Origin of the sequence: Peptoniphilus genitalis, from assembly GCF_023614525.1 — a bacterium.
Classification (GTDB): domain Bacteria; phylum Bacillota; class Clostridia; order Tissierellales; family Peptoniphilaceae; genus Peptoniphilus_A; species Peptoniphilus_A genitalis.
Window position 1 is genome coordinate 1,178,946 of sequence record NZ_CP097885.1, and the last position, 22,532, is coordinate 1,201,477.

At 36.5% G+C, this 22,532-nt stretch carries 20 protein-coding genes; 12 read left to right on the forward strand and 8 right to left on the reverse strand.

Features of this window, described 5'->3' with window-relative positions; genetic code table 11:
• Position 1: 1 nt before the first annotated feature.
• The 4 genes from M9426_RS05585 to M9426_RS05600 all read right to left on the reverse strand — a co-directional run bounded on the left by M9426_RS05585 (position 2) and on the right by M9426_RS05600 (position 4,215).
• Positions 2-877 (reverse strand): LysR family transcriptional regulator, encoded by an 876-nt coding sequence (locus M9426_RS05585; RefSeq protein WP_005955449.1) that lies wholly within the window; start codon positions 875-877, stop codon positions 2-4.
• Positions 878-1,050: 173 nt separating this feature from the next.
• The gene (locus tag M9426_RS05590; protein WP_250341589.1) at positions 1,051-2,079 is read right to left on the reverse strand and encodes an LB_356 family protein; all 1,029 of its coding nucleotides are present in this window, start codon (positions 2,077-2,079) and stop codon (positions 1,051-1,053) included.
• A gap of 8 nt (positions 2,080-2,087) precedes the next feature.
• The gene (locus tag M9426_RS05595) at positions 2,088-3,524 is read right to left on the reverse strand and encodes an MBOAT family O-acyltransferase (RefSeq protein ID WP_250341590.1); all 1,437 of its coding nucleotides are present in this window, start codon (positions 3,522-3,524) and stop codon (positions 2,088-2,090) included.
• Between the two features lie 55 nt (positions 3,525-3,579).
• Positions 3,580-4,215, reverse strand: a complete 636-nt coding sequence (locus M9426_RS05600) for a helix-turn-helix domain-containing protein (RefSeq protein ID WP_005955550.1) — start codon at positions 4,213-4,215, stop codon at positions 3,580-3,582.
• Between the two features lie 290 nt (positions 4,216-4,505).
• Between M9426_RS05600 and M9426_RS05605 the strand changes: the two genes are divergently transcribed.
• The 4 genes from M9426_RS05605 to M9426_RS05620 all read left to right on the forward strand — a co-directional run bounded on the left by M9426_RS05605 (position 4,506) and on the right by M9426_RS05620 (position 9,307).
• Positions 4,506-5,132, forward strand: coding sequence for an NAD(P)H-hydrate epimerase (locus tag M9426_RS05605; protein ID WP_250341591.1), 627 nt, complete (start codon positions 4,506-4,508; stop codon positions 5,130-5,132).
• Entirely contained in the window at positions 5,125-6,483 is a 1,359-nt protein-coding gene (locus M9426_RS05610; RefSeq protein ID WP_250341592.1) for an MATE family efflux transporter, read from the forward strand. Before M9426_RS05605 ends, M9426_RS05610 begins: the two co-directional genes overlap by 8 nt.
• Positions 6,484-6,594: 111 nt before the next feature.
• Complete coding sequence (locus tag M9426_RS05615; RefSeq protein ID WP_250341593.1) at positions 6,595-7,791, forward strand: hypothetical protein; 1,197 nt, start codon at positions 6,595-6,597, stop codon at positions 7,789-7,791.
• Positions 7,781-9,307, forward strand: a complete 1,527-nt coding sequence (locus M9426_RS05620; RefSeq protein ID WP_250341594.1) for a ClC family H(+)/Cl(-) exchange transporter — start codon at positions 7,781-7,783, stop codon at positions 9,305-9,307. The genes M9426_RS05615 and M9426_RS05620 overlap by 11 nt, the downstream gene beginning before the upstream one ends.
• Positions 9,308-9,421: 114 nt before the next feature.
• On the opposite strand, the gene M9426_RS05625 is transcribed toward M9426_RS05620, so the two are convergent.
• From M9426_RS05625 to M9426_RS05635, 3 genes are all read right to left on the reverse strand, one after another.
• Complete coding sequence (locus M9426_RS05625) at positions 9,422-9,772, reverse strand: Spx/MgsR family RNA polymerase-binding regulatory protein (protein ID WP_250341595.1); 351 nt, start codon at positions 9,770-9,772, stop codon at positions 9,422-9,424.
• An 816-nt stretch (positions 9,773-10,588) separates the two neighbouring features.
• Positions 10,589-11,800: an FprA family A-type flavoprotein gene (locus M9426_RS05630; protein ID WP_250341596.1), complete on the reverse strand. Its 1,212-nt coding sequence runs from the start codon at positions 11,798-11,800 to the stop codon at positions 10,589-10,591.
• A 121-nt stretch (positions 11,801-11,921) separates the two neighbouring features.
• Positions 11,922-12,740 carry a tRNA lysidine(34) synthetase gene (locus tag M9426_RS05635; RefSeq protein WP_005955526.1) on the reverse strand — a complete coding sequence of 273 codons (819 nt, stop codon included), beginning with the start codon at positions 12,738-12,740 and terminating at the stop codon, positions 11,922-11,924.
• A 274-nt stretch (positions 12,741-13,014) separates the two neighbouring features.
• Here M9426_RS05635 and M9426_RS05640 point away from each other — a divergent pair, with 274 nt between their 5' ends.
• From M9426_RS05640 to M9426_RS05675, 8 genes are all read left to right on the forward strand, one after another.
• Positions 13,015-14,469: a nicotinate phosphoribosyltransferase gene (locus tag M9426_RS05640; protein WP_250341597.1), complete on the forward strand. Its 1,455-nt coding sequence runs from the start codon at positions 13,015-13,017 to the stop codon at positions 14,467-14,469.
• 34 nt (positions 14,470-14,503) lie between these two features.
• Positions 14,504-15,370, forward strand: a complete 867-nt coding sequence (locus M9426_RS05645) for a radical SAM protein (RefSeq protein ID WP_250341598.1) — start codon at positions 14,504-14,506, stop codon at positions 15,368-15,370.
• A gap of 2 nt (positions 15,371-15,372) precedes the next feature.
• Complete coding sequence (locus M9426_RS05650; RefSeq protein ID WP_060800652.1) at positions 15,373-15,816, forward strand: hypothetical protein; 444 nt, start codon at positions 15,373-15,375, stop codon at positions 15,814-15,816.
• A 20-nt stretch (positions 15,817-15,836) separates the two neighbouring features.
• Positions 15,837-17,045 (forward strand): AI-2E family transporter, encoded by a 1,209-nt coding sequence (locus M9426_RS05655; RefSeq protein WP_250341599.1) that lies wholly within the window; start codon positions 15,837-15,839, stop codon positions 17,043-17,045.
• A 451-nt stretch (positions 17,046-17,496) separates the two neighbouring features.
• Positions 17,497-18,717 (forward strand): ABC transporter ATP-binding protein, encoded by a 1,221-nt coding sequence (locus tag M9426_RS05660; RefSeq protein ID WP_250341600.1) that lies wholly within the window; start codon positions 17,497-17,499, stop codon positions 18,715-18,717.
• Positions 18,710-19,345 (forward strand): ABC transporter permease, encoded by a 636-nt coding sequence (locus M9426_RS05665; RefSeq protein WP_305883872.1) that lies wholly within the window; start codon positions 18,710-18,712, stop codon positions 19,343-19,345. The genes M9426_RS05660 and M9426_RS05665 overlap by 8 nt, the downstream gene beginning before the upstream one ends.
• The gene (locus M9426_RS05670) at positions 19,345-20,322 is read left to right on the forward strand and encodes an osmoprotectant ABC transporter substrate-binding protein (RefSeq protein ID WP_250341602.1); all 978 of its coding nucleotides are present in this window, start codon (positions 19,345-19,347) and stop codon (positions 20,320-20,322) included. Before M9426_RS05665 ends, M9426_RS05670 begins: the two co-directional genes overlap by 1 nt.
• Positions 20,315-20,959, forward strand: a complete 645-nt coding sequence (locus tag M9426_RS05675) for an ABC transporter permease (protein ID WP_250341603.1) — start codon at positions 20,315-20,317, stop codon at positions 20,957-20,959. The genes M9426_RS05670 and M9426_RS05675 overlap by 8 nt, the downstream gene beginning before the upstream one ends.
• A 256-nt stretch (positions 20,960-21,215) precedes the next feature.
• Here the strand turns inward: M9426_RS05675 and M9426_RS05680 are convergent, their stop codons facing one another.
• Positions 21,216-22,517, reverse strand: coding sequence for a Na+/H+ antiporter NhaC family protein (locus tag M9426_RS05680; protein WP_250341604.1), 1,302 nt, complete (start codon positions 22,515-22,517; stop codon positions 21,216-21,218).
• Between the last annotated feature and the right edge of the window lie 15 nt (positions 22,518-22,532).

Consider the following 22,532-nt stretch of genomic DNA (forward strand, 5'->3'; position numbering starts at 1 on the left):
CTTAATTTTTTTCTTTGAACTTATTCTTGATAAATTGAACAAAGTCCTTTAGGTTTTTCTTTAGGTAAGTTTCTTTGTGGTAAACCAAGTTGTAGTCTCTAGAAATGTCTAAATCCTTAACCCTGTGCATGATGATATCGTCATCGTTAAAGGAAGACTTGGCACCAAAAGATATTGCGTCAGAAGACTTAACAATATTTAGGACCATGTCCTTGTTCTTGCAGATATACTTAATATCAATTGGGATGTTAGTATCTCTCAAGTAAGAATGAAGATTTTTCATTGATTGCTCACCAAGATAACCTAAAACAAACTTCTTGCCCTTTAGGTCGTCATGATCTAGGACAGGCTTGTCTTTTAAATCAGAATGATTAGATGAAATAACATAAATTTCATCCTTGTAGAAAGGAACAGAAACAATTTTATCAAGGTCTGCTTCTCCGTCTATAATTGCTATGTTAATTATACCAGCATCTAATTTTTTAAGTAATTCTTCACGTAAGTCAACATAAACTCTAATCTTTACATCTTCGTGTAATTTTTCATATTCATTTATAATTTCTAATAGAAATTGTGAGCTAAAGTATGAACTAACTCCAAGGTTGATACTGTGTCCAGCTGATGAACCTTGTAGGTAAATAACAGTATTTTGAAATTGTTCCAAAATATTTTTGGCATAATCAAATAATCTTAAGCCAACGTCTGTTATGTATAATTTTTTTGAAATCCTATCGAATAGTTGGACATTGTATTCATTTTCAATTTGTGAAATTGCATGAGAAACAGTTGGCTGAGAAATTTTTAAATTTTCGGCAGCCTTGGACATATTTTTTGTCTTACATACTTCGATAAATATTTCTAAATCTCTAATTGTCATAAAAACCTCCTTTAAACATATTCTATTATCATATTTAATAAAAATCAAGAAAATATAGAGGAAAGCTTATAATTTTATTTTCGTATTTATTTTAAGAAGCTTCAACTTATGAATATTATCCCATTAAAGTGTAATAAATAAAAAAATAGACCAAGTCTAATTGACTTAGTCTATCAAGATTTATTTATATTGTAAGTTTTTAAGTCTTCAAGCCATGACTTGTCCTTGGCAAGATTTTCTTGGAAGACTCCTTCCCTCTTCATGTAGTCGATGAAGAAGTCATTAAATTTTTCAGCGCCAGAGACGTTAAGGTGATGGGGGTCGTAGAAGTCATCCTTGTGAAGTCCCATCTCGTGATAAAATTCGTTAAAGTCAATAAACTTTGCCCCACGATCTTCTAGGTATTTCTTAAAAACTTTTATGTTGTCTGCATAGTAAGAGTAAGAATAAATTGGTGTCTTCACAAAGTAGACTTGGGCTCCATTTTTTTGACAAGTTTTTATTATTTCGTCAATGGCCTTTAAGTTTTCTTTTAGATAGGCTTCCTCGTCAAAGGATGCTACAGACTTTAAAAAGTTTTCTTTATCCTTGATTATATCTTTTTTAAAGTCTTGGCTTTGACCCTTTAAGAGGACATAGCCCTTGAGGTAGTCCTCATAAGTTTTCTTGTCAAAGTGGTAGTCCTCATCCTTTAGGTCATCCCACCTTGAATGGTAGGCGACGAGGGGGAAGAGGGCTGGAGCCTTGAAGCCTCTTGGGACTTTTGTGGCTACCATCTTGAGCTTGTTAAGAGACATGGGAAGGTAGTCGGAATAAGAATTTACAACTCCCAGGTCTTCTGTAATTTTGAAAATCCCTCCGTAGATGTCGACGAAGATGACTTTGGGATTCTTTCTCTTAAGGGCCTCTTTTATATAAGTTGCTGTAATCTTTAGGGGCTGCTTTTGAGAACTCAAGACATAGGACTTCATGCCAGTCTTTTCGTAAATATAAAGTGGCTCAAAGGAACAGTAGGCATGACTTGTGCCAAAGAACATGGCCTTGTAGTCTTCACTTTCGTTAAAGAAGCCGCCAATTTTATTTCCCATGTCCCAAGGTTTTGAAAGGGACTTTCTTATAAATAAATTATTAAGTTGTAGGCAGGCAAAAATTAAGATGCCAAGAAAAATTATGGATTTTAAAATTCTTAAAAATTTTTTCATTAAACCACCTAAAACTGAAAATAAATAAAGGCTGACTCAGAAAACTCTGGACCATAAATTCCAAAAATTATTATGGCAAGGATGAATACAAAATAAATTATCCACCTTATTGGCAAGAAGAGTTTGAAGATCTTTTCTGAAAGGTCTATCTTATTGTACTTTATGATGTCAAAGATAAGTAAGATAAAAATTCCCACGCCAAGAGGATAGAGGTTTGCGATACCGAATTTTGAATTTGCAATTTCTCCTAAGAGATTGTTACTTGATGGGTTCTTAAGAATTCCCAAGATGTAGGCATTGCCTTGGTGGATGTTCTCTGCCCTAAAGTAGATAAAGGCAAAAACAACAATCACTAGGGTCAAGACCCTCCTAAAGAAGTCCAATAAAAAATTTGATTTCTTACTTTTGTTTATACCTAGCAGGCTTTCGATTACATTAAATACTCCGTGGATAAGTCCCCAGAGGACAAAGGAAAGTTCTGCCCCATGCCAAAGTCCAGAAACTAAAAAGACAATGAGAAGGTTGATGCACTTTCTCAACTCGCCATGTCTGTTGCCACCAAGTGGGATATAGAGGTAGTCCTTAAACCAAGTGGAAAGAGAAATGTGCCAGCGTCGCCAAAATTCTGTGATGGATTTTGAAAGGAGGGGTTCCTTAAAGTTATCCATTAGGTCGATGCCGAGAATTTTTGCAGACCCCTTTGCCATAATTGAATAGGAATAAAAGTCGCAATAAATTTGTAGGGTAAACAAGAAGCCACCAATTAACAAGAATTCGTTAGAATAAGTTTGGTAATGACCAAAGGCATCGTTGACAAAAATTGCAGCCCTGTCGGCAAGGATTAACTTCAAAAACATCCCATAAAAAAATAACTGCAAGCCCCTCACGAGATTTTCATAAGAAAACTTCTTGGGATTTTTTATTTGTGGAAGAAGATTTCTACTTCTCTCAATGGGACCTGCCACAAGTTGGGGGAAGAAGCAAACGAAAAGGGCGTAATCAATAAGTGACCTTTCAGCTTCAAGGTCCTTCCTATAGACGTCGATGGTATAACCAAGAGCCTGGAAGGTATAAAAGGAAATTCCAACGGGAAGGAGAAGGTCAAGGGCTATGTTAAAGTTGCCACCAGAGATTTTACTTGCCAAGTCCATAAAAAAGTTAAAGTATTTGAAGATAAATAGGATGCCTAAATTTATAAAAAAGCACAAAAAGACAGCAAGCTTCATCCTAGCCTTGGAGTCACGATTGTTTTCAATGAAGATCCCCGTCATGTAGGTGATGAGAATTGAAAGAACCATGAGGAAGGTGTACTTCACATTCCAAAAGCTATAAAATGTAAGGCTTGCTAAGAGCAAAAATATATTTTTAAATTTTCCCCTAAGCAAGTTGTAAAAAATCACAACTATAGGGAGAAATATTAGGTATTCAAAAGAATTAAAAAGCATAAAATCCTCCAATTACTACATAATATAGTAAAAATTGGAGGATTTCAATAAATTATTATCCAGCTAGTAGGCTCATCTTGTACTCCTTAGGAGTCTTGCCTGTGTACTTTTTAAAAGTCATTGTGAAATGAGGTTGTGAAGAAAATCCACACTCATAAGAAATGTACTCAAGAGTCTTCTTGTCTTCTAAGAGAAGCTTCTTTGCCTTATTTGTCTTTAAAGTGTTTAAGTACTGGCAGAAAGTAAAACCAGTTTCTTCTTTAAAAAGTGAACAAAGATAATTTTTTGAAAGATGAAGTTTGTTTGCAAGGTCTTCAAGTCCAAGCCCTTTGCTAAACTCTTCGTTGATAATTTTTAAAGCCTTGTCGATGATTTCGTTCTTAGAAAAACTTAGGGCATCAAGAAGAGAATTTGAATAAGCTTCAATTAAGTCGTGTCCAATGATTTTAACATCTGCCTCTGTAAGTGAACCTTCAAGTCTGTTTGAAAACTCTGTATGCAGGTAAGTAAGGTCCTTGTTGTATGTAATCAAAAAGTATGTATAGAGAAAGGTGTTCAAGTTTTCTACTTGTCTTTTAATCTCATCAAGAGAAGAAGTTTTACCACAACATGAAATTTTTTCAAAGATTTCTGTAGCGCAACCAAGTAACTCGGGTCTTGTCATTTGTGCAAGATCAAGATAATTTGTCATAATATCCTCCTATGTAAATTCGTAAATTTTATTTATTTAATTTTTTTTAATTTCTTAACCTGAGTTAATTATAAGCCAAATGATACTGAATATCAATAGCTAAATACAATTATTTTTAAAAATTGTTAATTAAGAGTTAAGAACTTGGTCATCAAGCCATCAAAAATTTAAATTTTAAGGGCCACTAACTATATTAATGAATTAAAAAATTGATTTAATTAGAAGAAATAAAGCCTATAAGGTTTTAATTTTTAGTAAATAGCATATAATAGGATAGAGGAGGGATTACTGTGACAATTTCAAAAAATAAAATGATAGAACTAGAAAAGAGAACCATAGATGAATACAAAATTGATTCTCTTATTTTAATGGAAAACGCAGGAATGGGAGTTTATCGCGAAATTAATCAGTATAATTCCTACACAATAGTTTGCGGTAAGGGAAACAATGGTGGCGATGGACTTGTCATCGCAAGGCACTTGATCTTAAATGGCAAGCTCGTTGAAGTCTTTGTTCTTGGAGGCAAGATGACAAAAGAATTTGCTAGGAACCTTGAGATCTTAGAAAAACTTACTGAAATAAATTATATTGAAGATGAAAATGATTTTGATGACCTAGTTGAATCCATGGAAGTCAATGAAGTTACTCTTGACGCAATCTTTGGCATTGGACTAAATAGGCCCCTCAATGATTTTTATAAGAAACTAATAAACCTTATTAATGCCCACGGCAACTATATTATTGCCGTTGACATCCCATCAGGTATGGACGCAGATACAGGTGACGAGTATGGAGCTTGCCTTGGTGCTAACATTACCTATGCTATATCTGACATAAAAGATGGTCAGCTACTAAACAGCAAGGTTGGAGAACTTAAGAAAATTTATATAGGGATTGTGAGGTATCTGGATGAGTAGAAAAAGAAGACCAAATAGAAATATAAATTTAACAGAGGGTTCAATTGTCCAAGGGATAATTATGTTTGCCATCCCTCTACTTCTCACAAACTTTTTGCAACAGCTTTACAACACAGCTGACCTTATGATAGTGGGAAGATTCGCTGGCAAGAACCCCATGGCAGCAGTTGGTGCAACAGGACCAGTTTCCAACTTATTAATTGGACTCTTCCTGGGACTAACAACTGGTGCCTCTGTAATAATTTCACTTTATTACGGGTCCAATGACAGGGAAGCCCTAAAGAGGTCTGTAGGTTGTTCCTACTTCCTTGGACTTATCTCAGGACTTTTGATAACAGCCTTTGGATATTTTACAACGCCCTTCTTTTTGAGAATAATGGACACGCCCCCAGAAATTTTGCAAGACGCTACAACTTACATGAGAGTTTTCTTCTTGGGCACAGTTCCCATACTTATTTACAACATGGGCGCTTCCATCTTGAGGGCAACTGGTGACTCCAAGAGACCTTTTAACTTCTTATGTGTTTCTGCTCTAGTAAATATTGTCTTGGACTTAATCTTAGTTGGATATTTACAAATGTCAGTTCTAGGTGCGGGGCTAGCAACTCTTGCCTCCCAAGTTACCTCAGCAATACTTGTAACTTATTCACTCTTAAAGACTGACTCATCCTATAAACTTAGGAAGAGTGAAATCAAACTTCACAAGCATGAAGCTAAGAGGATTTTTGAAGTTGGAATACCAACAGGAGTTCAAACAGCGCTTCTTTCTTTAACCAACGTAATCTTCCAAGCAAAGATAAACTCCTTTGGACCCGATGCCATAGCCGGTGTTGCTGCTGAAGGAAGGATTGACGGTTTCCTCTTTATGGCCCTACAAGCCATTGCCCTTGCGGCAACAACTTTCTCGGGACAAAACTTTGGAGCTAAGAAGTTTGACAGACTTCGTGAAGGTATGAAGGTCTCCCTAATAATTGTATTTGGAATTTCCTTTGTCCTATCACTTATTGCCTATTTCCTAGCAAGTCCACTAATAGCAATCTTTAACCCAGACCCAGATGTTGTTGCTTATGGTGCCGACTTCCTAAAGATTTTAAGTCTTGGCATATGGTCCTTTGGACTTTCAGAAACAATCTCTGGCTTCATAAGAGGAAGTGGACACGCAATGGGACCAATGATTATTTCACTTCTTACAATTTGCATCTTAAGGCTTGTGGTAGTTTACTTCGCAATGCCAATATTCAATTCAATAAGAGTAATCTCAATTATTTATCCAGTTTCATATTTTGCTAACTTGGTCATCATGGCTATTTACTTTAAATTTGGAAGCTGGCGAAAAGATTTTGAGATGTAAATAAAAATTAATAAATCACGACAAATTGGCACCTAATTGGTGCCTTTTTTAATTGCAATGAAGTCAAGCTTTATTGTAAACTATAATTAATAAATAAGAAGCAGTGATACTATGAAGAAAAAAACTTTAATCTTAATAAGTCTCCTTGGCTTGGGAATTTTTTTTGCCCTCTACAACTTTAATCGTTATCCAAAAAAAGTTGTTGCAGAAATTCTCTACACCGTTGACGACAGAATCTTTGCCTATGTAGATAAAAACATCCAAGACTTTGGCTTCTCTGATATCTTTAGGAAGGTCAAAGACAGTGGCGACTACGGAATTAGGCTGAGCCTTGAAGATAATAAAAATGATAAATTAAATATAATCAGCTATCAATGTCCCAACAAGAAGGAAAGATACTACCACGAGAGAAGAGAAGTGGACCATGAGATAAAAACCCATGGAGAAAAAATTGTAAATAGCGACGTCTATCTCTACAGAGACGACATATCAGACTTGCCACTTTACATTGACAGGAACACCATGGTCAACCTATCACGTGACTCCAAGGTCATGTCCGACCTTGGCTACGACATATCCAACAAAAAATTATTTCTCCCACCAGTTTCACTTTCTGAGAAAAACACAGAACTTAAAAAGTACGTGAAGAAGGAATGGGCAGAGACAATAAGAAGGACCAAGGTAAAAAAACTTTCGGGCAGGTCCTACGAGGTGAAGGTCAGGTCTAAAGATTTAAAAGACCTTTTTGCGAAGATAGAGGATTTTTATTATGAAGAAAACTACTTTCCTTACTCCTACTTTGCAGATCTATTGAGGAAGGAATTTGCAAAAATTTCAAGTGACTTAGACAAGAGAGACCAAATAATTTTCTATATCTACACAGATGAAGACCTAAACCTCTTGAAACTAAAGTCCGACGACAACAAATATGCCCTAGCTATAAAAGACTACATGGAGTTAAAACTTCCAGACACAAGAATCTACATCGAGCCAGAGGAAAATGGAAATTTAAGAACTCTAAGGGGAAAGATAAACGAGAGGTCCTTTAGGATGTCCTACTATCCCGATTCCAAGAAACTCATCTACCACGATGGGAAGGTATTAGTAAATGCCAGATTTTATAATTTTGTAAGATCCAAGAAGTTTAAACTTATTGCAGATATAGATGGAGCAAAAATAAAAAAATTAAATTTAAATTTCTATACAATCCCAGAGAAAATTGAAAGGGAGAAAAATTATATAGAAATTTTGAAATTAAAAAAAGAAGATTGGCAAAAGCTAATGTGGGGTGAAAAAGATGAAAAATGATATAAGTAACAAGGACAAGTTAATATTTAGTATGTTAATAGACTCCCTGATGGTGGGAGCTCTGGCAGGATTATTCTCTGTCCTCTACAGGTTTGTGATAATGAAGATGGACCTCTACAGGTCCTTCCTCTACAAGGAATTTAACCTAATGTCCCTAATAGTTTTAATAGTCTTGGGAGCAATCATTTCCTTTATAATTTATAAATTACTAAAGTGGGCACCCCTATCAGGAGGCAGTGGAATACCACAAATTCGTGGCGAAATCCTGGGCAAGTTTAGGATGGAAGAAGTTCCAACCCTAGTTTCTAAAATTCTTGGAGGAGGCTTGGGAAACCTAATGGGATTTTCTCTTGGAAGAGAGGGTCCTTCAATCCAAATGGGTGGAGCAGCAGCCAAGTCACTTGGCAAAATTTTAAAGAGGCCACCAGATGAACTAAAGTACATGATAACAGCAGGGGCAGCAGCAGGACTTGCAGCAGCCTTTAACGCACCTTTAGCTGGTTGCATCTTTGCCATAGAAGAACTCCACAAGTCCTACTCAAAATTTGTTCTCTTGCCAGCCCTAATTGCATCAATAACTGCAAACTACATTTCCTTTATCATAATGGGACAAGAAACATCCTTCTCCTTCTTTGTCACAGAGTCCCTACCTATGAAGCTAATCTGGGTTGCCATCCTAATAGGAATCTTGACAGGACTAGTTGGAGGAGTCTACAACTACTTAATAACAAAATTTCAAGACCTCTTCAAAAAAATAAATTCAAAAATTTTAAAGTACGCCCTACTAATGGGAGTTACAATTCTTGTTGGCTTTATGTTTTTTGAAGGAACAGGTGGAGGACACGGCCTCTTAGAAAATATGGCAAGACATAGATTTGCAGTAAAATATATACTTGCAATCCTCTTAGTAAAATTATTTTACACAAGCTTTTGCTACGGATCAGGAGTCCAAGGCGGGATCTTTTTGCCAGTACTTGTAATAGGAGGATCATGTGGAGCCCTAGTCTTTGCCTTCCTAGACAAGAGCTTTGGAGTAGATGCCTTCTACATCAACTTTATAATCCTGGGCATGAGCGGAATCCTTGCATCAGTTGTGAGAAGTCCAATCCTATCAATAATATTGGTATCAGAAATGACATCAACCTTTGAGCACTTGATAGCCCTATCCATTGTAGTCATGGTTTCATACTACGTGGCAGAAGCCCTAAGAGTTGCACCAATTTACGACACACTATTTGAAAGACAACTAAAGGATAAAAACTTATTAAGTCCTAAGGAAAGAGAACTTGGCGACTACTCAGTCTTTGAATACACAATCACAGATGGCTTTAAGTATATGGGCAAGGACCTAAGAGAAATAAACTTTCCAAAACATCTAATAATAATGTCCATCGAAAGAGATGGCAGCGAATTTGTCCCAACAGCCGACGACTTAATCCTACTTGGTGACGAAGTAACAGTCCTAATAAGCGCAGAAGACGCATTAGATATAGACGAATTTTTTAAGGGCGAATAAAAAATTTTGCCAGGGTTTAATAGACTCTGGTTTTTTGTGGGTAAATTTAAAATTCTTAAAAATAAAAAGTGCAAGATTATTTTTCTTGCACTTCTTTTGCTTTTAAATTTAATTTTACAGACTTTCTAAATATTTTTTAACTTGTGGGCCTACGTAAGCCTTACCATCTTTTAAGAGGATTGGTCTCTTAACTAGCATTCCGTCAGTGGATAGGAGCTCGAAGATTTCTTCTTCTGTCATGTCATTCTTCTTGTCCTTTAGGTTTAGCTCTCTATACCTAACTCCTGATGTGTTAAATAGTTTGAAGATGTCAACTCCTGCTTGGTCCTTAATTTTTTTAAGTTCCTCAACACTTAAGAGGTCCTTGTCGATCTCCCTGTAGTCGTAGGGAATATTTTTTTCTTGCAAAAGTTTTTCAATATTCTTGCAGGTGCTGCATTTTTTGTATCCGATTAATGTGTTCATAATAGCCTCCTTCTATGTCAAATTATACTATAAAAAATTATAAAATAATTTTAAAAATTTTTGCAAAAAGTGTTTACATTTTTATTTTGCGTGGTATAATAATAGTACCAAATAAGATTAACGTGATAAAGCAATAAAAGCTTAAAGATTTTTCTTATTTGTGAACAATGACAATTCCATCCAATAAAAAAGTAAAACGTATTTGATTTTATTTAAATTTATTAGCCTCTTATAAAAAGGCTTTTATATAAATTGAAATTGAAGATGTAATTAAAGTACGATGGTAAATAGTTTAGAAAGTAATTGTTATTTACTCTTAGTTTTTATATAAATGGCAGAAAGTCCTAGAGTAGGGAGCTTTCAAAAATGTTAATTTATATAGGGCTTTGGTAAAATGAAGAATATAGGTGATAGATGTGATTGAACCAAAAAGTTTAAATTGGATGGAATTAAATATCTGAAAAGAATGTCTTTTAATTAAATGATTAAGGACATTCTTTTTTTATTTAATTTTTTAATAGGGCCTAGGAAATTTAAAAACTTTATGAAGTATTAGCGAGATTATTTTGTCTTAACAGAAAAATTTGATAATTTAATAGTTTGCTTATTTATAAAACTAAGAAGAGGGAAGTAAGATAACAGATAATTGAAAGGAAAGAGGCTTAAAGAATTATAAGAGATTCAAAAAATTATAAGTTAACAAAATTAAAATAGCCAAAAAATAAAAATCCCAACTAATCTAAAAATAAAAATCTACATAAAAAAACTCCACCTATTTCACATAAGTGGAGTTTTTTTTTATTTATTTAACTTTTATTAATCTTCTTTTGCTAGGATCTTTGCAGCCATTTCCTTACCGAAGTCGATAAGTTGTTGTAACTCTTCATGCGTTGCTGCACCTTGGATTTCAAGTTGAGTGTCAAGCACATCGTACTTGCCATCTTCCATGTATTTTTTTAGAGTTTTTAGAGCTCCACCTGACCATGAGTAGGAACCGAAGATTCCCCAGTAATTGTTTTTCATTCTTTGGTGAGAAGCTTCTGTCATTAGGTAGTTCATTGGAGGGAAGAGGTTATTGTCGTAAGAACATGAACCAATGATAACTCCCTTGTATCTCCAGATGTCAGAAAGTAAATAAGAGTTGGAAGTCTTTGTGATGTCACGAACCTTTACATCAGTAAGTCCGCCTTCAGAAAGTCCTCTTGCAACTGCTTCTGCCATTGTTTCTGTGTTACCATACATTGAACCGTAGATTACTACACAGCCATCAATTGTTTCTTGCTTTGCAAGTGATGTGTAGATGTCGATGATCTTTTGTGGATTTTTTCTCCAGATTGGTCCATGGTCTGGACAAATAAGTTCAATATCAAGACCTTCTAGCTTCTTTAGAGCTTTTAGGGCTTGTGTTGCATACTTACCAACTATGTTGATGAAGTATCTTGTAGTTTCTTCTAGATACTGTGAATTGTATTCAATTTGGTCGTCAAAGATTCCACCATCAAGTGTACCAAAGCCACCGAAGATATCTTGTGAGAATAGGGTCTTAGTTGCTTCTTCGTAGGCAACCATAGATTCTGGCCAGTGAACCATTGGAGTCATGTAGAAAGTTAACTTTCTATTTCCAAGTTCTACAGTTTCTCCTTCTTTAACTTCGATGATGTTGTCTGTAACTTCGTAGAAGTTCTTTAACATGGCAACAGCCTTCTTGTTTGTAACAAGTTTTGCATCTGGATAGATGTCCAAGATTGTCTTAATTGAAGATGTGTGGTCTGGTTCCATGTGATTGATTACTATGTAATCAATTTTTTCATTTTCTCCAATAATTTCATTGATTTTTTGAATGTAATCGTCAATAGTGTTAACTCTTACTAGGTCAAAAAGTATATTCTTTTCTCCCTTTAGTACAAAAGAGTTGTAAGCAACACCCTTTGGTAGTGGCCACATTCCTTCAAATAGTTCAGTCTTTCTATCATTTGTACCTATAAAATATATATCGTCTTTAATAGGTACTGACAATAAGTTTTCCATAAATCCTCCTTATATTTTATAAAGTAAAGACTTAATTAAGTCCTTCCCTTCAATACATTTAACAAAGTTAAATTACCTTAACTTACATACCCCATAATCCCGATAAAAAACAGGATTTTTTTTAGTAAAATTCTAAAAAGTTGTGTCTTTCGCCCTTTTCCTTGTAGCCAAGAATTTGGTCCATGTTGACATTTTCTGTTGCACGCAAGATATTTATGTCAACATTTTTGTTTTCCTTCTTGAGCTCTTCGATGAGGTCCTTGATAAAAAACCTCTTGTTGCCAGACTTCTTTTGGGTAACAGTGCAGGCACAGTCAAGAGCAGAAAGTCCAGTGGACTTCATAAACCTAATAATAGCTTCTTCTCTTACGAGATACATGGGTCTAATGAGTTCTAAGCCTTCAAAGTTTTTGGATTTCAACTTTGGCATCATTGTCTTGAAGTCGCCAGCGTAGATTATATTTAAAAGAACAGTCTCGATGACATCATCAAAGTGGTGACCAAGGGCTAGCTTATTGCAGCCAAGCTCTTGGGCTCTGTTGTATAAATTGCCTCGACGCATCCTTGCGCACATGTAACAAGTTGATCCACCTGATGACAATTTTTCTGCAACCGAAAAGACATCAGAGTCGTGAACCTTAACTGGTATGCCAAGTTTCTCGCAGTTGTACTCAAGTCTCTCTCTGTTCTCAGGAAGGTAGCCTGGGTCCATGGCAATGAATTCTAATTCAAAGGGAACCTTGTTGTGCTTCTTGAGTTCTTGCAAGAGCTTGGCAAGAGTTAGCGAGTCCTTGCCACCTGATATTGCAACTGCAATCTTGTCGCCAGGGCTAATCATTTCATAATTGTTGATCCCCTTGACGAATTTTTTATAAATGTCTCTCCTGTAAGTTTTTATTAGGGACCTCTCTATGTCCACAATGCTTTTAACTTTTTCCAAAAAATTTCACCTTTACCAATCTATTGTTATTATAGCATAGTTATTTACTAATTAATAAGAATTTGAAAATCTTTAAGAGTCTCTTCATAGAAAAGAAGCTCGCAAGAATTTTTTCTTAAAAATTATAACACAAGTAAACTTTTATAAAAATATTTTTGGACATATATAAGGGTGAGAGCCATTAAATTTTTAAAAAAATCTCCTTTGTGATATAATTTAGGTAATTAACTAAAGGAGACCTAGCTAGGCTAGATAAAAGAAAAGGAAGTATAAAATGGTAAATTATAATGTAAAGAAAAATTACACCTTGCTTGTGGATTTCTATGAACTCACAATGGCCAATGGTTTTTTTAAGGAAGGACTAAGAGATAAGACTGTAATCTTTGATATGTTCTTCAGAGAAGTGCCTGACAACGGAGAGTACACAATTGTTGCTGGCCTTGAACAACTTATTGAGTACATGGAGAACCTCCACTTCTCAGAAGAAGACATAGACTTCTTAAGAGAAAAGGGAATTTTTGACGAAGAATTTTTATCTTATTTAAAAGATTTTGAATTTAAATGTGACGTTTGGGCAATGCCAGAAGGAACTCTAGCCTTCCCTGGTGAACCACTTTTAATAGTAAGAGGCCCAGCTATTCAAGCTCAAATGCTTGAGACTATGGTTCTACTTACAATAAACCACCAATCTATGATTGCAACTAAGGCATCAAGAATTGTTAAGCAAGCTAAGGGCAGACCAGTTGTTGAATTTGGATCAAGAAGAGCCCAAGGTTATTCTGCAGCAAATCTTGGAGCAAGGGCAGCATACATAGGTGGTTGTGCAGGAACAGCTAACACTTTGACAGACAAGATGTTTGGAGTGCCAGCTCTTGGAACTATGGCTCACTCTTGGGTTCAAATGTTTGACACAGAACTAGAAGCCTTTAGGGCCTTTGCAAGAGTTTATCCAGACAACTGTCTACTTCTTGTTGACACTTACGACACTCTTAAGGAAGGTGTCCCTAATGCTATCAAGGTCTTTGACGAAGAAGTTGTTCCTCGTGGATTTAGACCTAAGGGCATAAGAATTGACTCTGGAGATATAACTTACATTTCCAACAAGGCGAGAAAGATGCTAGATGATGCAGGATATGAAGATGTTAAGATCATGGCATCCAACTCCTTAGATGAGTACACAATTAGGACAATCCTCCACCAAGGGGCAAAGCTTGATTCCTTTGGAGTTGGGGAAAGACTTATTACATCAAAGTCATCTCCAGTTTTTGGTGGAGTTTATAAACTAGTTGCCACAGAAGATGAAGAGGGAAAAATCACTCCAAAGATTAAAATTTCTGAAAACGTGGCAAAAATTACTACACCTGGCTTTAAGGAACTTTACAGATTTTATGAAAATGAAACTGGCAAGGCCATGGGTGATGTCATTGCCCTAAGAGATGAAGAAATCCCTAAGGATAATTACGAAGTCTTCCACCCAATCTACACTTGGAAGAGAAAGACACTTACAGACTATACAGCTAAGAAGGTCCTTGTTCAAATTTATGACAAGGGTGAACTTGTATACAAGATGCCAAGCCTTGATGAAATAAGAGCAAGAGCTGAAGCAGAACTGGATACTCTTTGGGAAGAAACTAAGAGACTTGACAATCCAAACGAGTACATCGTCGACTTGTCAGAAAAACTTTGGAAGCTAAAGGACGACTTATTAAAGAAGCACGGAAAAAATTAAAATAAAAAGAGAATAAAAAAGAGAGGGAAGTTATATGCAGTATTATGGAAATGTTTTTAGACCGCCAAGTGAGGCTAGGTCACTAATAATTCAAGCTACAGTTGGTTGTTCCCACAACAACTGTACTTTTTGCTACATGTACAAGGATGATGATTTTAGGATAAGACCCCTTGAAGATATAAAGAAGGACCTAATAGAAATGAGTTCCTATGGAGATTATTTTGAGAGGATCTTCTTGGCAGATGGAGACGCTCTAGTATTAAAGACAGAGGACCTTGTTGAGATCCTAAGTACCATAAAAAAATACTATCCCAATGTAAAAAGAGTTTCATCCTATGCAACTGCCCAAGATATAAACAGAAAGTCCCTAGAAGAACTAAAAGAGCTTAGGGCTGAAGGACTTGAGATGCTCTACATTGGTTTCGAGACAGGAGACGAAGAACTCCTAAAGGAAATCAAAAAAGGGGTAACTTATGAAGAATATGTAACTGCCATGAAGAAGGCAAAGGAAGCAGGATTTACAACTTCCATCACAATCATAGCAGGCCTTGGTGGAGTAGAGGGCATGGAAAGAAATGCAATAGGAACTGCCAAATTAATTTCAGAAACCAAGCCAGACTTCTTGGGTTATCTCACAATGAGAATTTACAAGAACACACCTCTTTATGAAGACTATGTAAGTGGCAAGTTTAAGATGCCAGATGCAGGTCAAATTCTTGAAGAGATGAAAATATTCTTGGAGCACGTGGACTCTGAAGGCACAGTGTTTAGGTCCAACCACGCATCCAACTACGTTCTCCTTGCAGGAACTTTAAACGAGGACAAGGAAGGCCTAATAAGTGCAATAGAAAAAACTTTAAAGAAAAAGTCTTTTAGACCTGATGTATTGAGAGGATTTTAAAATTGAAAGACAAAAATTTTGAAAGTATGGATGAAAGGCAAAAATTAAAAAATTTGAAAAGAGAATTGGACTCTGGAGTTATTTCCTTTGAAGAAAAAACTGAGGATACATCCCTTGCCCTAAATCCTGTTAGGTATCTTATGCCTCTTGAGTCAAAGCCTAATAAGAAAGAAAAACTCGACATTGACTACAAGAAGAAGGACCAACCTAGTGACAAAAATTTCGAAATTATTATAGAAGTAAATCCCAAGGGTTATGAAGAAAATAAAAAGAGAAGGAGGGAGTCAAAGCTCCCTGCCCCTCACAAGTCTTACCCTCTTGAAAGGGTGAAGAGAGATCAGCAAAAGATAAACAAGGGGTCCCTATTCTACGACTACCTAGAGATTTACTTAAACAGGACAAAGAACATAGAGAGACAGTTCTTTGAAGACTACTTTGGTTTGTAGTATAAAGAAAAGAGGAAGAAATGGAAGATAAAAGAGAAAGAGAAGAAAAGAAAATCCCGTCAAGCTTATCCTTTAAGACCGACGTCTACAAAAAGATATTTTTGACAGGGCTTGCCCTTTTATTTGTGGCATACTTATTTGTAAATTCCAAGACAATATTTTCAGGTCTTGGAGTCTTACTTGGCGTTATTGCTCCCTTTATCCTAGGGGGAGTTATCGCCTTTATAATGAAAATACCTCTAAACTTTTTCGAGAGAAAAATTTTAGACAAGATAAAAAATGAAAAATTTCAAAATCACAAGAGGACAATTTCCATTGCTATATCCTTTATAGTGATAATCCTCGCCATATTTATAATTACGGCGATAATTGTCCCACAACTTATCAATTCCTTTAACGAACTTAGGAAGTCCCTTCCAAGTTTCTTGCAAATGGCAATTGATAAGACAAGAGAGATACCTTATTTAAGCAATTACTCTGACAAGCTTCAAGCTGAGTACGACAACTTGTCTTGGAATGAAATTTTTAATAGGGTAAGGAGCTTTGTCAAGTCTGACGAACAGTCATCCTATATACTAAACTCTGCCCTATCGACAGCGTCCAGTATCTTGGGTGGCTTGGTCTCCTTCTTCCTTGCCCTTATTACATCAATCTACATCCTTGCAGACAAGGAAAGACTTGGCTATCAAGCAACTAGAATTTGGTACTCATGCTTTAATAACAAGGTCGCAAATAAAATCTTGCACGTTGCCCACCTCTTACATGAAAACTTCTTTGGTTTCATAAGGGGACAGCTAACAGTGTCATCCTTTATAGGTATAGCGACTTTTGTGTGCTGCTTGCTTTTAAGAATTCCCAACGCAGCCACAATTGGTGTAATAGTTGGCGTGACAGACCTTGTGCCAATCATCGGCCCCTTCCTTGGTGGTGCCATGGCCTTTGTCATGATTGTAATTGAAGACCCAACTAAGGGACTTATGTTTATAGTATTGATTTTGATTTTGCAACAAATTGAATCAAACTTAGTTTATCCAAAACTTGTTGGCAACAAAGTTGGACTTCCATCCTTATGGACTCTTGTGGCAATCACAATAGGTGGATCTCTCTTTGGAGTAGTGGGAATGTGGGCCTTTATACCACTTGCATCAACTCTCTACGCTCTTATTAAAGAGTACACAGAGTACAAGATCAATGAAAAGAACCTAGACCTAAGAATGAAAAAAATATAAATCAAAAAAGACTTCTCATGTAATAGTGAGAAGTCTTTTTTTATGCAAGTTTATCTGACTTGCAAGTTAATAAAAAATTATAAGTTAATAAGAGCTTGCGACTTTACAAAAAATTATAAGTTTATAAATTACTGCTAAGTCATAAGAAGATATAAAGGCATAAAGATTTACAAAGTCACAAACAATTGCAAAGTCACAAATAATTACAAAGTCACAAATAATTACAAAGTCACAAATAATTGCAAAGTCACAAACAATTGTAAAGTCTCAAGTAATAAAAATTTATATAAAACCCACAAGATTAATCTGACCATTTTGCAAATTATTGAAAGTTCCCTATTATGGGTATAATAGAAAAGAACAAAAAATGCTTAAAGATATTAAAATATTTAAGAATGGAAGCTAAGGTCTTCGAAATAATGAAGACCAATTGATTTAAGGAGAGATTATAATGATTGAATTTAAAAAAGTCAGCAAGATCTATCCCGGTAATCAGGTTGCAGCGGAAAATATAAATTTAAAATTCAAAGATGGCGAATTTATATGTTTTATTGGAGCCAGTGGATCGGGCAAGACTACCTGCATGAGGATGATAAATAGGATGAACGAAATTACATCAGGGGATATCCTCATCAACGGAGTCAGCATCAAGGAAATGGATCCAGTTGATCTAAGGAGACAAATTGGATATGTAATCCAACAAATTGGACTCCTGCCACATATGACAGTTTACGACAACATAGTTTTGGTCCCAAGACTTTTGAAATGGGACGAAGAAAAGTTAAGGCCCATTGCAGAAAACTTAATCGAAAAAGTGGACCTACCTCTTTTCTACTTAGACAAATACCCATCAGAATTATCTGGAGGCCAACAACAGAGGATTGGAGTTATAAGGGCTCTGGCAGCAGACCAAGATATAATCCTAATGGATGAACCCTTTGGTGCCCTTGACCCCATAACGAGAGATGCCCTTCAAAAACTCGTGAAGAGACTTCAAAGAGAAATGGGAAAGACAATAGTCTTTGTGTCCCACGACATGGACGAGGCCCTTTCACTTGCAGACAGGATTGTCATTATGAAGAAGGGTCACGTTGAACAATTTGATACGCCAGAAAATATACTTAAAAATCCAAAGTCAAAATACGTAGAAGAAATGCTGGGCCAAGAAAAGATGAACGAGGCCAAGACTTCTTACAGGACTGTGGAAACAATTATGCTTAAGAACCCAGTTTCATTAACAAGTGACAGGTCAACCTATGATGCCCTTGCCCTTATGAGAAACAAGAGAGTCGATACTATTTTCGTAACCGACGAAGAAGGGCACCTACTTGGAGCTGTGGGCATGTTTGACATAGGAAGATATGGTAAGCACATAAAAGCTCTTTACGAAGTCATGGACAAGGTCTACGCCATAGGAGAGGACACAGTAATTATGAATGCCATTCGTGACATTTATAATCTAGACATAAAGAACCTGCCAGTTGTAGATGAGGAAAACAAACTTGTTGGCCTTGTTACCAGGGCTTCAGTAGTAGATACAATTTACACCAACCTCTGGGGAAATGAAGAAGAGGAAGAGGCTGAAGAAGTCTATGAAGAGGACAACTTATCTGAACTTATGAAGGATGCATCAGGTGAGGCACCTAAGAAAATAGGTGATGATAATGATTAATTTTTTACTAGAAAATAGTGGAGAAATATTGTCAAAGTCTATGGAACATCTTATAATTGCGACAATTTCTCTTGCCCTTGGGATTCTTGTGGCAGTTCCTCTAGGGATCCTCTTAAATAGGTCCAAGCAGGCAGCAAAAATTGTCATGGCAATAGCATCGGTTCTTCAAACAGTTCCATCCTTTGCCCTCTTGGCACTCATGATTCCACTTTTTGGAGTTGGAAAAAAGCCAGCCATAGTTGCACTTTTTATCTACTCCTTGCTTCCAATTATGAGGAACACCTATCTTGGTATAGCAGGAGTAAATGAAAACCTAATAGATGCAGCTAAGGGAATGGGGATGACAAGGTCCCAAATACTTTTCAAGGTCCAGATCCCTATGGCTATGCCAGTTATCATGGGTGGCATAAGACTTTCAGGAGTTTACGTCCTTGCCTGGACAACCCTTGCAGCCTATGTAGGAGCAGGTGGACTTGGGGACTTTATCTTTAACGGACTTACTAATGCCATAATGCCAATGGTAGTTTGGGGGACAATCCCAGTTACCCTCATGGCAATAATAGTGGACTTCCTCTTTGGAATCCTAGAAGAAAAATTATCGCCTAACAAGAAAAGTGAGGTGGCATAATGAAAAAAATTAAAAAATTACTTTTAATCTTTCTTATCCTGCCCATCTTTTTAACCTCATGTAGTCTACCAGGACTTGGTGGCAACACCAAGACTAGTGTAGTTGTGGCAACGGGATCCAACACAGAAAGGCAGATCCTTGGGGAAATTGTTAAGCAAATGATAGAACACCATAGCGACATAGATGTTTCACTAATTACCAACCTATCATCATCTGTCCTAAACCACATAGCCATGTTAAAGGGAGATGTAAACATAGTTGGAGCCATGTACACTGGTACTGCACTTAGTGGAGAACTTGGCATGGATCCAATTAAGGACCCAAAAGAGGCAGAGAAAGTTGTAATGCAAGAATACTACAAGAGGTGGGAGAGATACTGGTACCCATCCTTTGGCTTTGACAACACCTATGCCTTTATGGTTACAAAAAAATTTGCAGAAGAAAATAAGCTTAAAAAAGTTTCTGACCTTGAGAAAATAAAAGACAAACTTGAAGTTGGAGTAGACACAGCTTGGATAAAGAGAGAGGGCGACGGTTACAAGGCCTTCAAAGAAATCTACGGCTTTGACTTTAAGACAATTTATCCAATGGACATTGGTCTAGTTTATACAGCCCTTGCCAGTGGAGAGATGGACCTAGTCCTTGGATATTCCACAGATGGAAAGATTTCATCCTATGACTTAGTTGTCTTAGAAGATGACAAGAGACTTTTCCCACCTTACGACTGCTCACCAGTTTTGTCAAAGGCAATCGTGGAAAAATATCCAGAGCTTGAGACAATAATGATGAAGCTTGTGGGACAAATCTCATCAAAAGACATGCAAGAGCTAAACCGTCAAGCAGACGAAGACCTTGAGATGCCAAAAATAGTTGCAGAAAACTTTTTGAAGAAGCACAAGTATTTTGAAGACGTAAAAGTTGACGAAAACAAGATAAAAGAATACAAGGAACTTGTGGAAGGAGGAAAAAATGTCTGATGTAATAATTTACTATATGGAGAACGCATCCTATGTCTTTGAACAATTTATTAGACACTTTTTAATTTCCATCTACGGAGTTCTATTTGCCGCAATAGTGGCAATACCACTGGGCTTTGCAGTAGCGAGAAAGAGAAAATTATCAAGACTAACAATAAGTATCGCCAATGTAATGCAGACCATACCATCCCTTGCCATGTTGGCTATCCTCATGTTTTTAATAGGAACGGGACCAAACACAGTTGTCTTTGCAGTATTTTTATACGCAATCCTTCCAATATTAAAAAACACAGTGGGAGGAATCAACTCAGTAACACCAGAGCTTGTTGATGCGGCTAAGGGAATGGGGATGACAAAATATCAAATAATGAGGAAGGTAGAACTTCCCCTTGCCATTTCAATAATCATGGGCGGCATAAGAAATGCCCTAGTCCTCGCCATAGGAGTTACAGCAGTGGGCACCTTCATTGGAGCAGGAGGCCTTGGAGATATAATCACAAGGGGGATCACAGTAGCCAATGGAAGCCCCATAATAATAGCGGGAGCAATCCCAACAGCCCTAATGGCAGTCTTGGCAGACTTCGCCCTCGGCGCCATAGAAAATAAATTAAAGCCAAGAACCTATACAAAGATATAGAATAATAAAAAATCAAACTGACCTTTAATTTTAAAACAAGATTAAGGGTCAGTTTTTTATTTAGAAATTAATTTGAGTAAAAGAAAAACGAGGAAACTTTACACTTTCACTTTAAAAATAAAAATTTAAAGCGAGAATGTAAGAAGAAATATTTTGTAAAATATAAAACTCAGGTTCATGAAAGAGCCTGAGTTTTTTGCGTGCAAAGATTTTTATAAAGTTTTTAGAATTTATTTTCAAAAGTTCTTAAGTCCTGCTACTTCTTAGTCCTATAGAAGTCCACCACAGAGAAGATTGTGTTCACTAAGATGATGTAGTGGTGGTAGAAGGAGAAGTAAAGGGACATTACTGGTGCGCCAACCATTTCCAGTGGTGTCCTTCCCGCTATGTTCCAAGGGATGTAGGATGGAGTCATGACTGCCGAGTTCTCCATATCAAGGGCCAGGTCATATTGGTCCTTATAGTTTTCCCTTGCCATCTCATAAGTAAGCATGATTGTAAGAGTTTGGTTGGAAGAAAAAACTGAAATCATTGCAGACATTAGGGACATGACAAGCATCTTAGGTAACTTACTAAACATCCTATTTACAAATTTCTTCACGCCGACTAAGAGGTCAGTCTCCTTGAAGAAACCAAAGTAACCAGAAGAAGTTCCAACTATTAAGAGCATCTTAAACATGGAGAAAAATCCTCCACCGTTAATCAACTTGCCTGCAGGAGAATCCAAGTGAAAACCAAAAATCAAGGCATGAAAAACTTCTGCCAAAGACCTGCCTTGTAAGACCATGGCAAAGACTATAGAGATCACAATGGAAATAAGCATGTTGATCTTTAAATCAATTTTTAAAATTGCAAGGATGATAATAGAAAGAGTTGGAATGATGAGGAGGAAGTTAAAATTAAAAATCTCCCTAATCATCTCGATGCTTTCCTTGTCCACTCTTGCCTCGATTCCCAAATTAAAAATTTGATAAGTTGCAATAGTTAGTATAAGAGGAAGGATGCAAGTCCTAAACATATTCTTTAGGTTTACATAGAGGTCTGTCTTGGTAAGAGTTGCCACCAAGAGGGCTGATGTGGACATTGGCGATGACCTGTCTCCAAAGAAACAGCCAGATAAAATCGCACCACCACAAATCACTGGGTTAAAATTCATGGCGTTGGAAATTGACATGGAGATAATCCCCGCTGTAGATGCAGTCCCAAAGCTTGTCCCAGTTAAGAAGGAGATGGCTGAGTTAAAGATAAAGACTCCCACATAGAAGAACTTAGGCGAGATGAAAGAAGTCCCATGATAAATTATGTAGGCAATGGTACCTGAAAGTCGCCAAATTCCTGTTATCATTCCAATGAGGGAAAAGACAAGAAGGATGGTCTTGGTGTCCCTTATACCTGTGAAGGCCATGGACCAAATTTCTCTTGGGCTAAACTTTCTCATGTAAGCATAAAGAGACAAGAGAATTAAATTCAAAAAGAGGGCAAAGACAATTGATATGTCAAAAATTATTGCCACAAAAAGATTTATCATAAATAAAAATAAAATTAAAATTTCTAGCATCTTTCACTCCGCCCT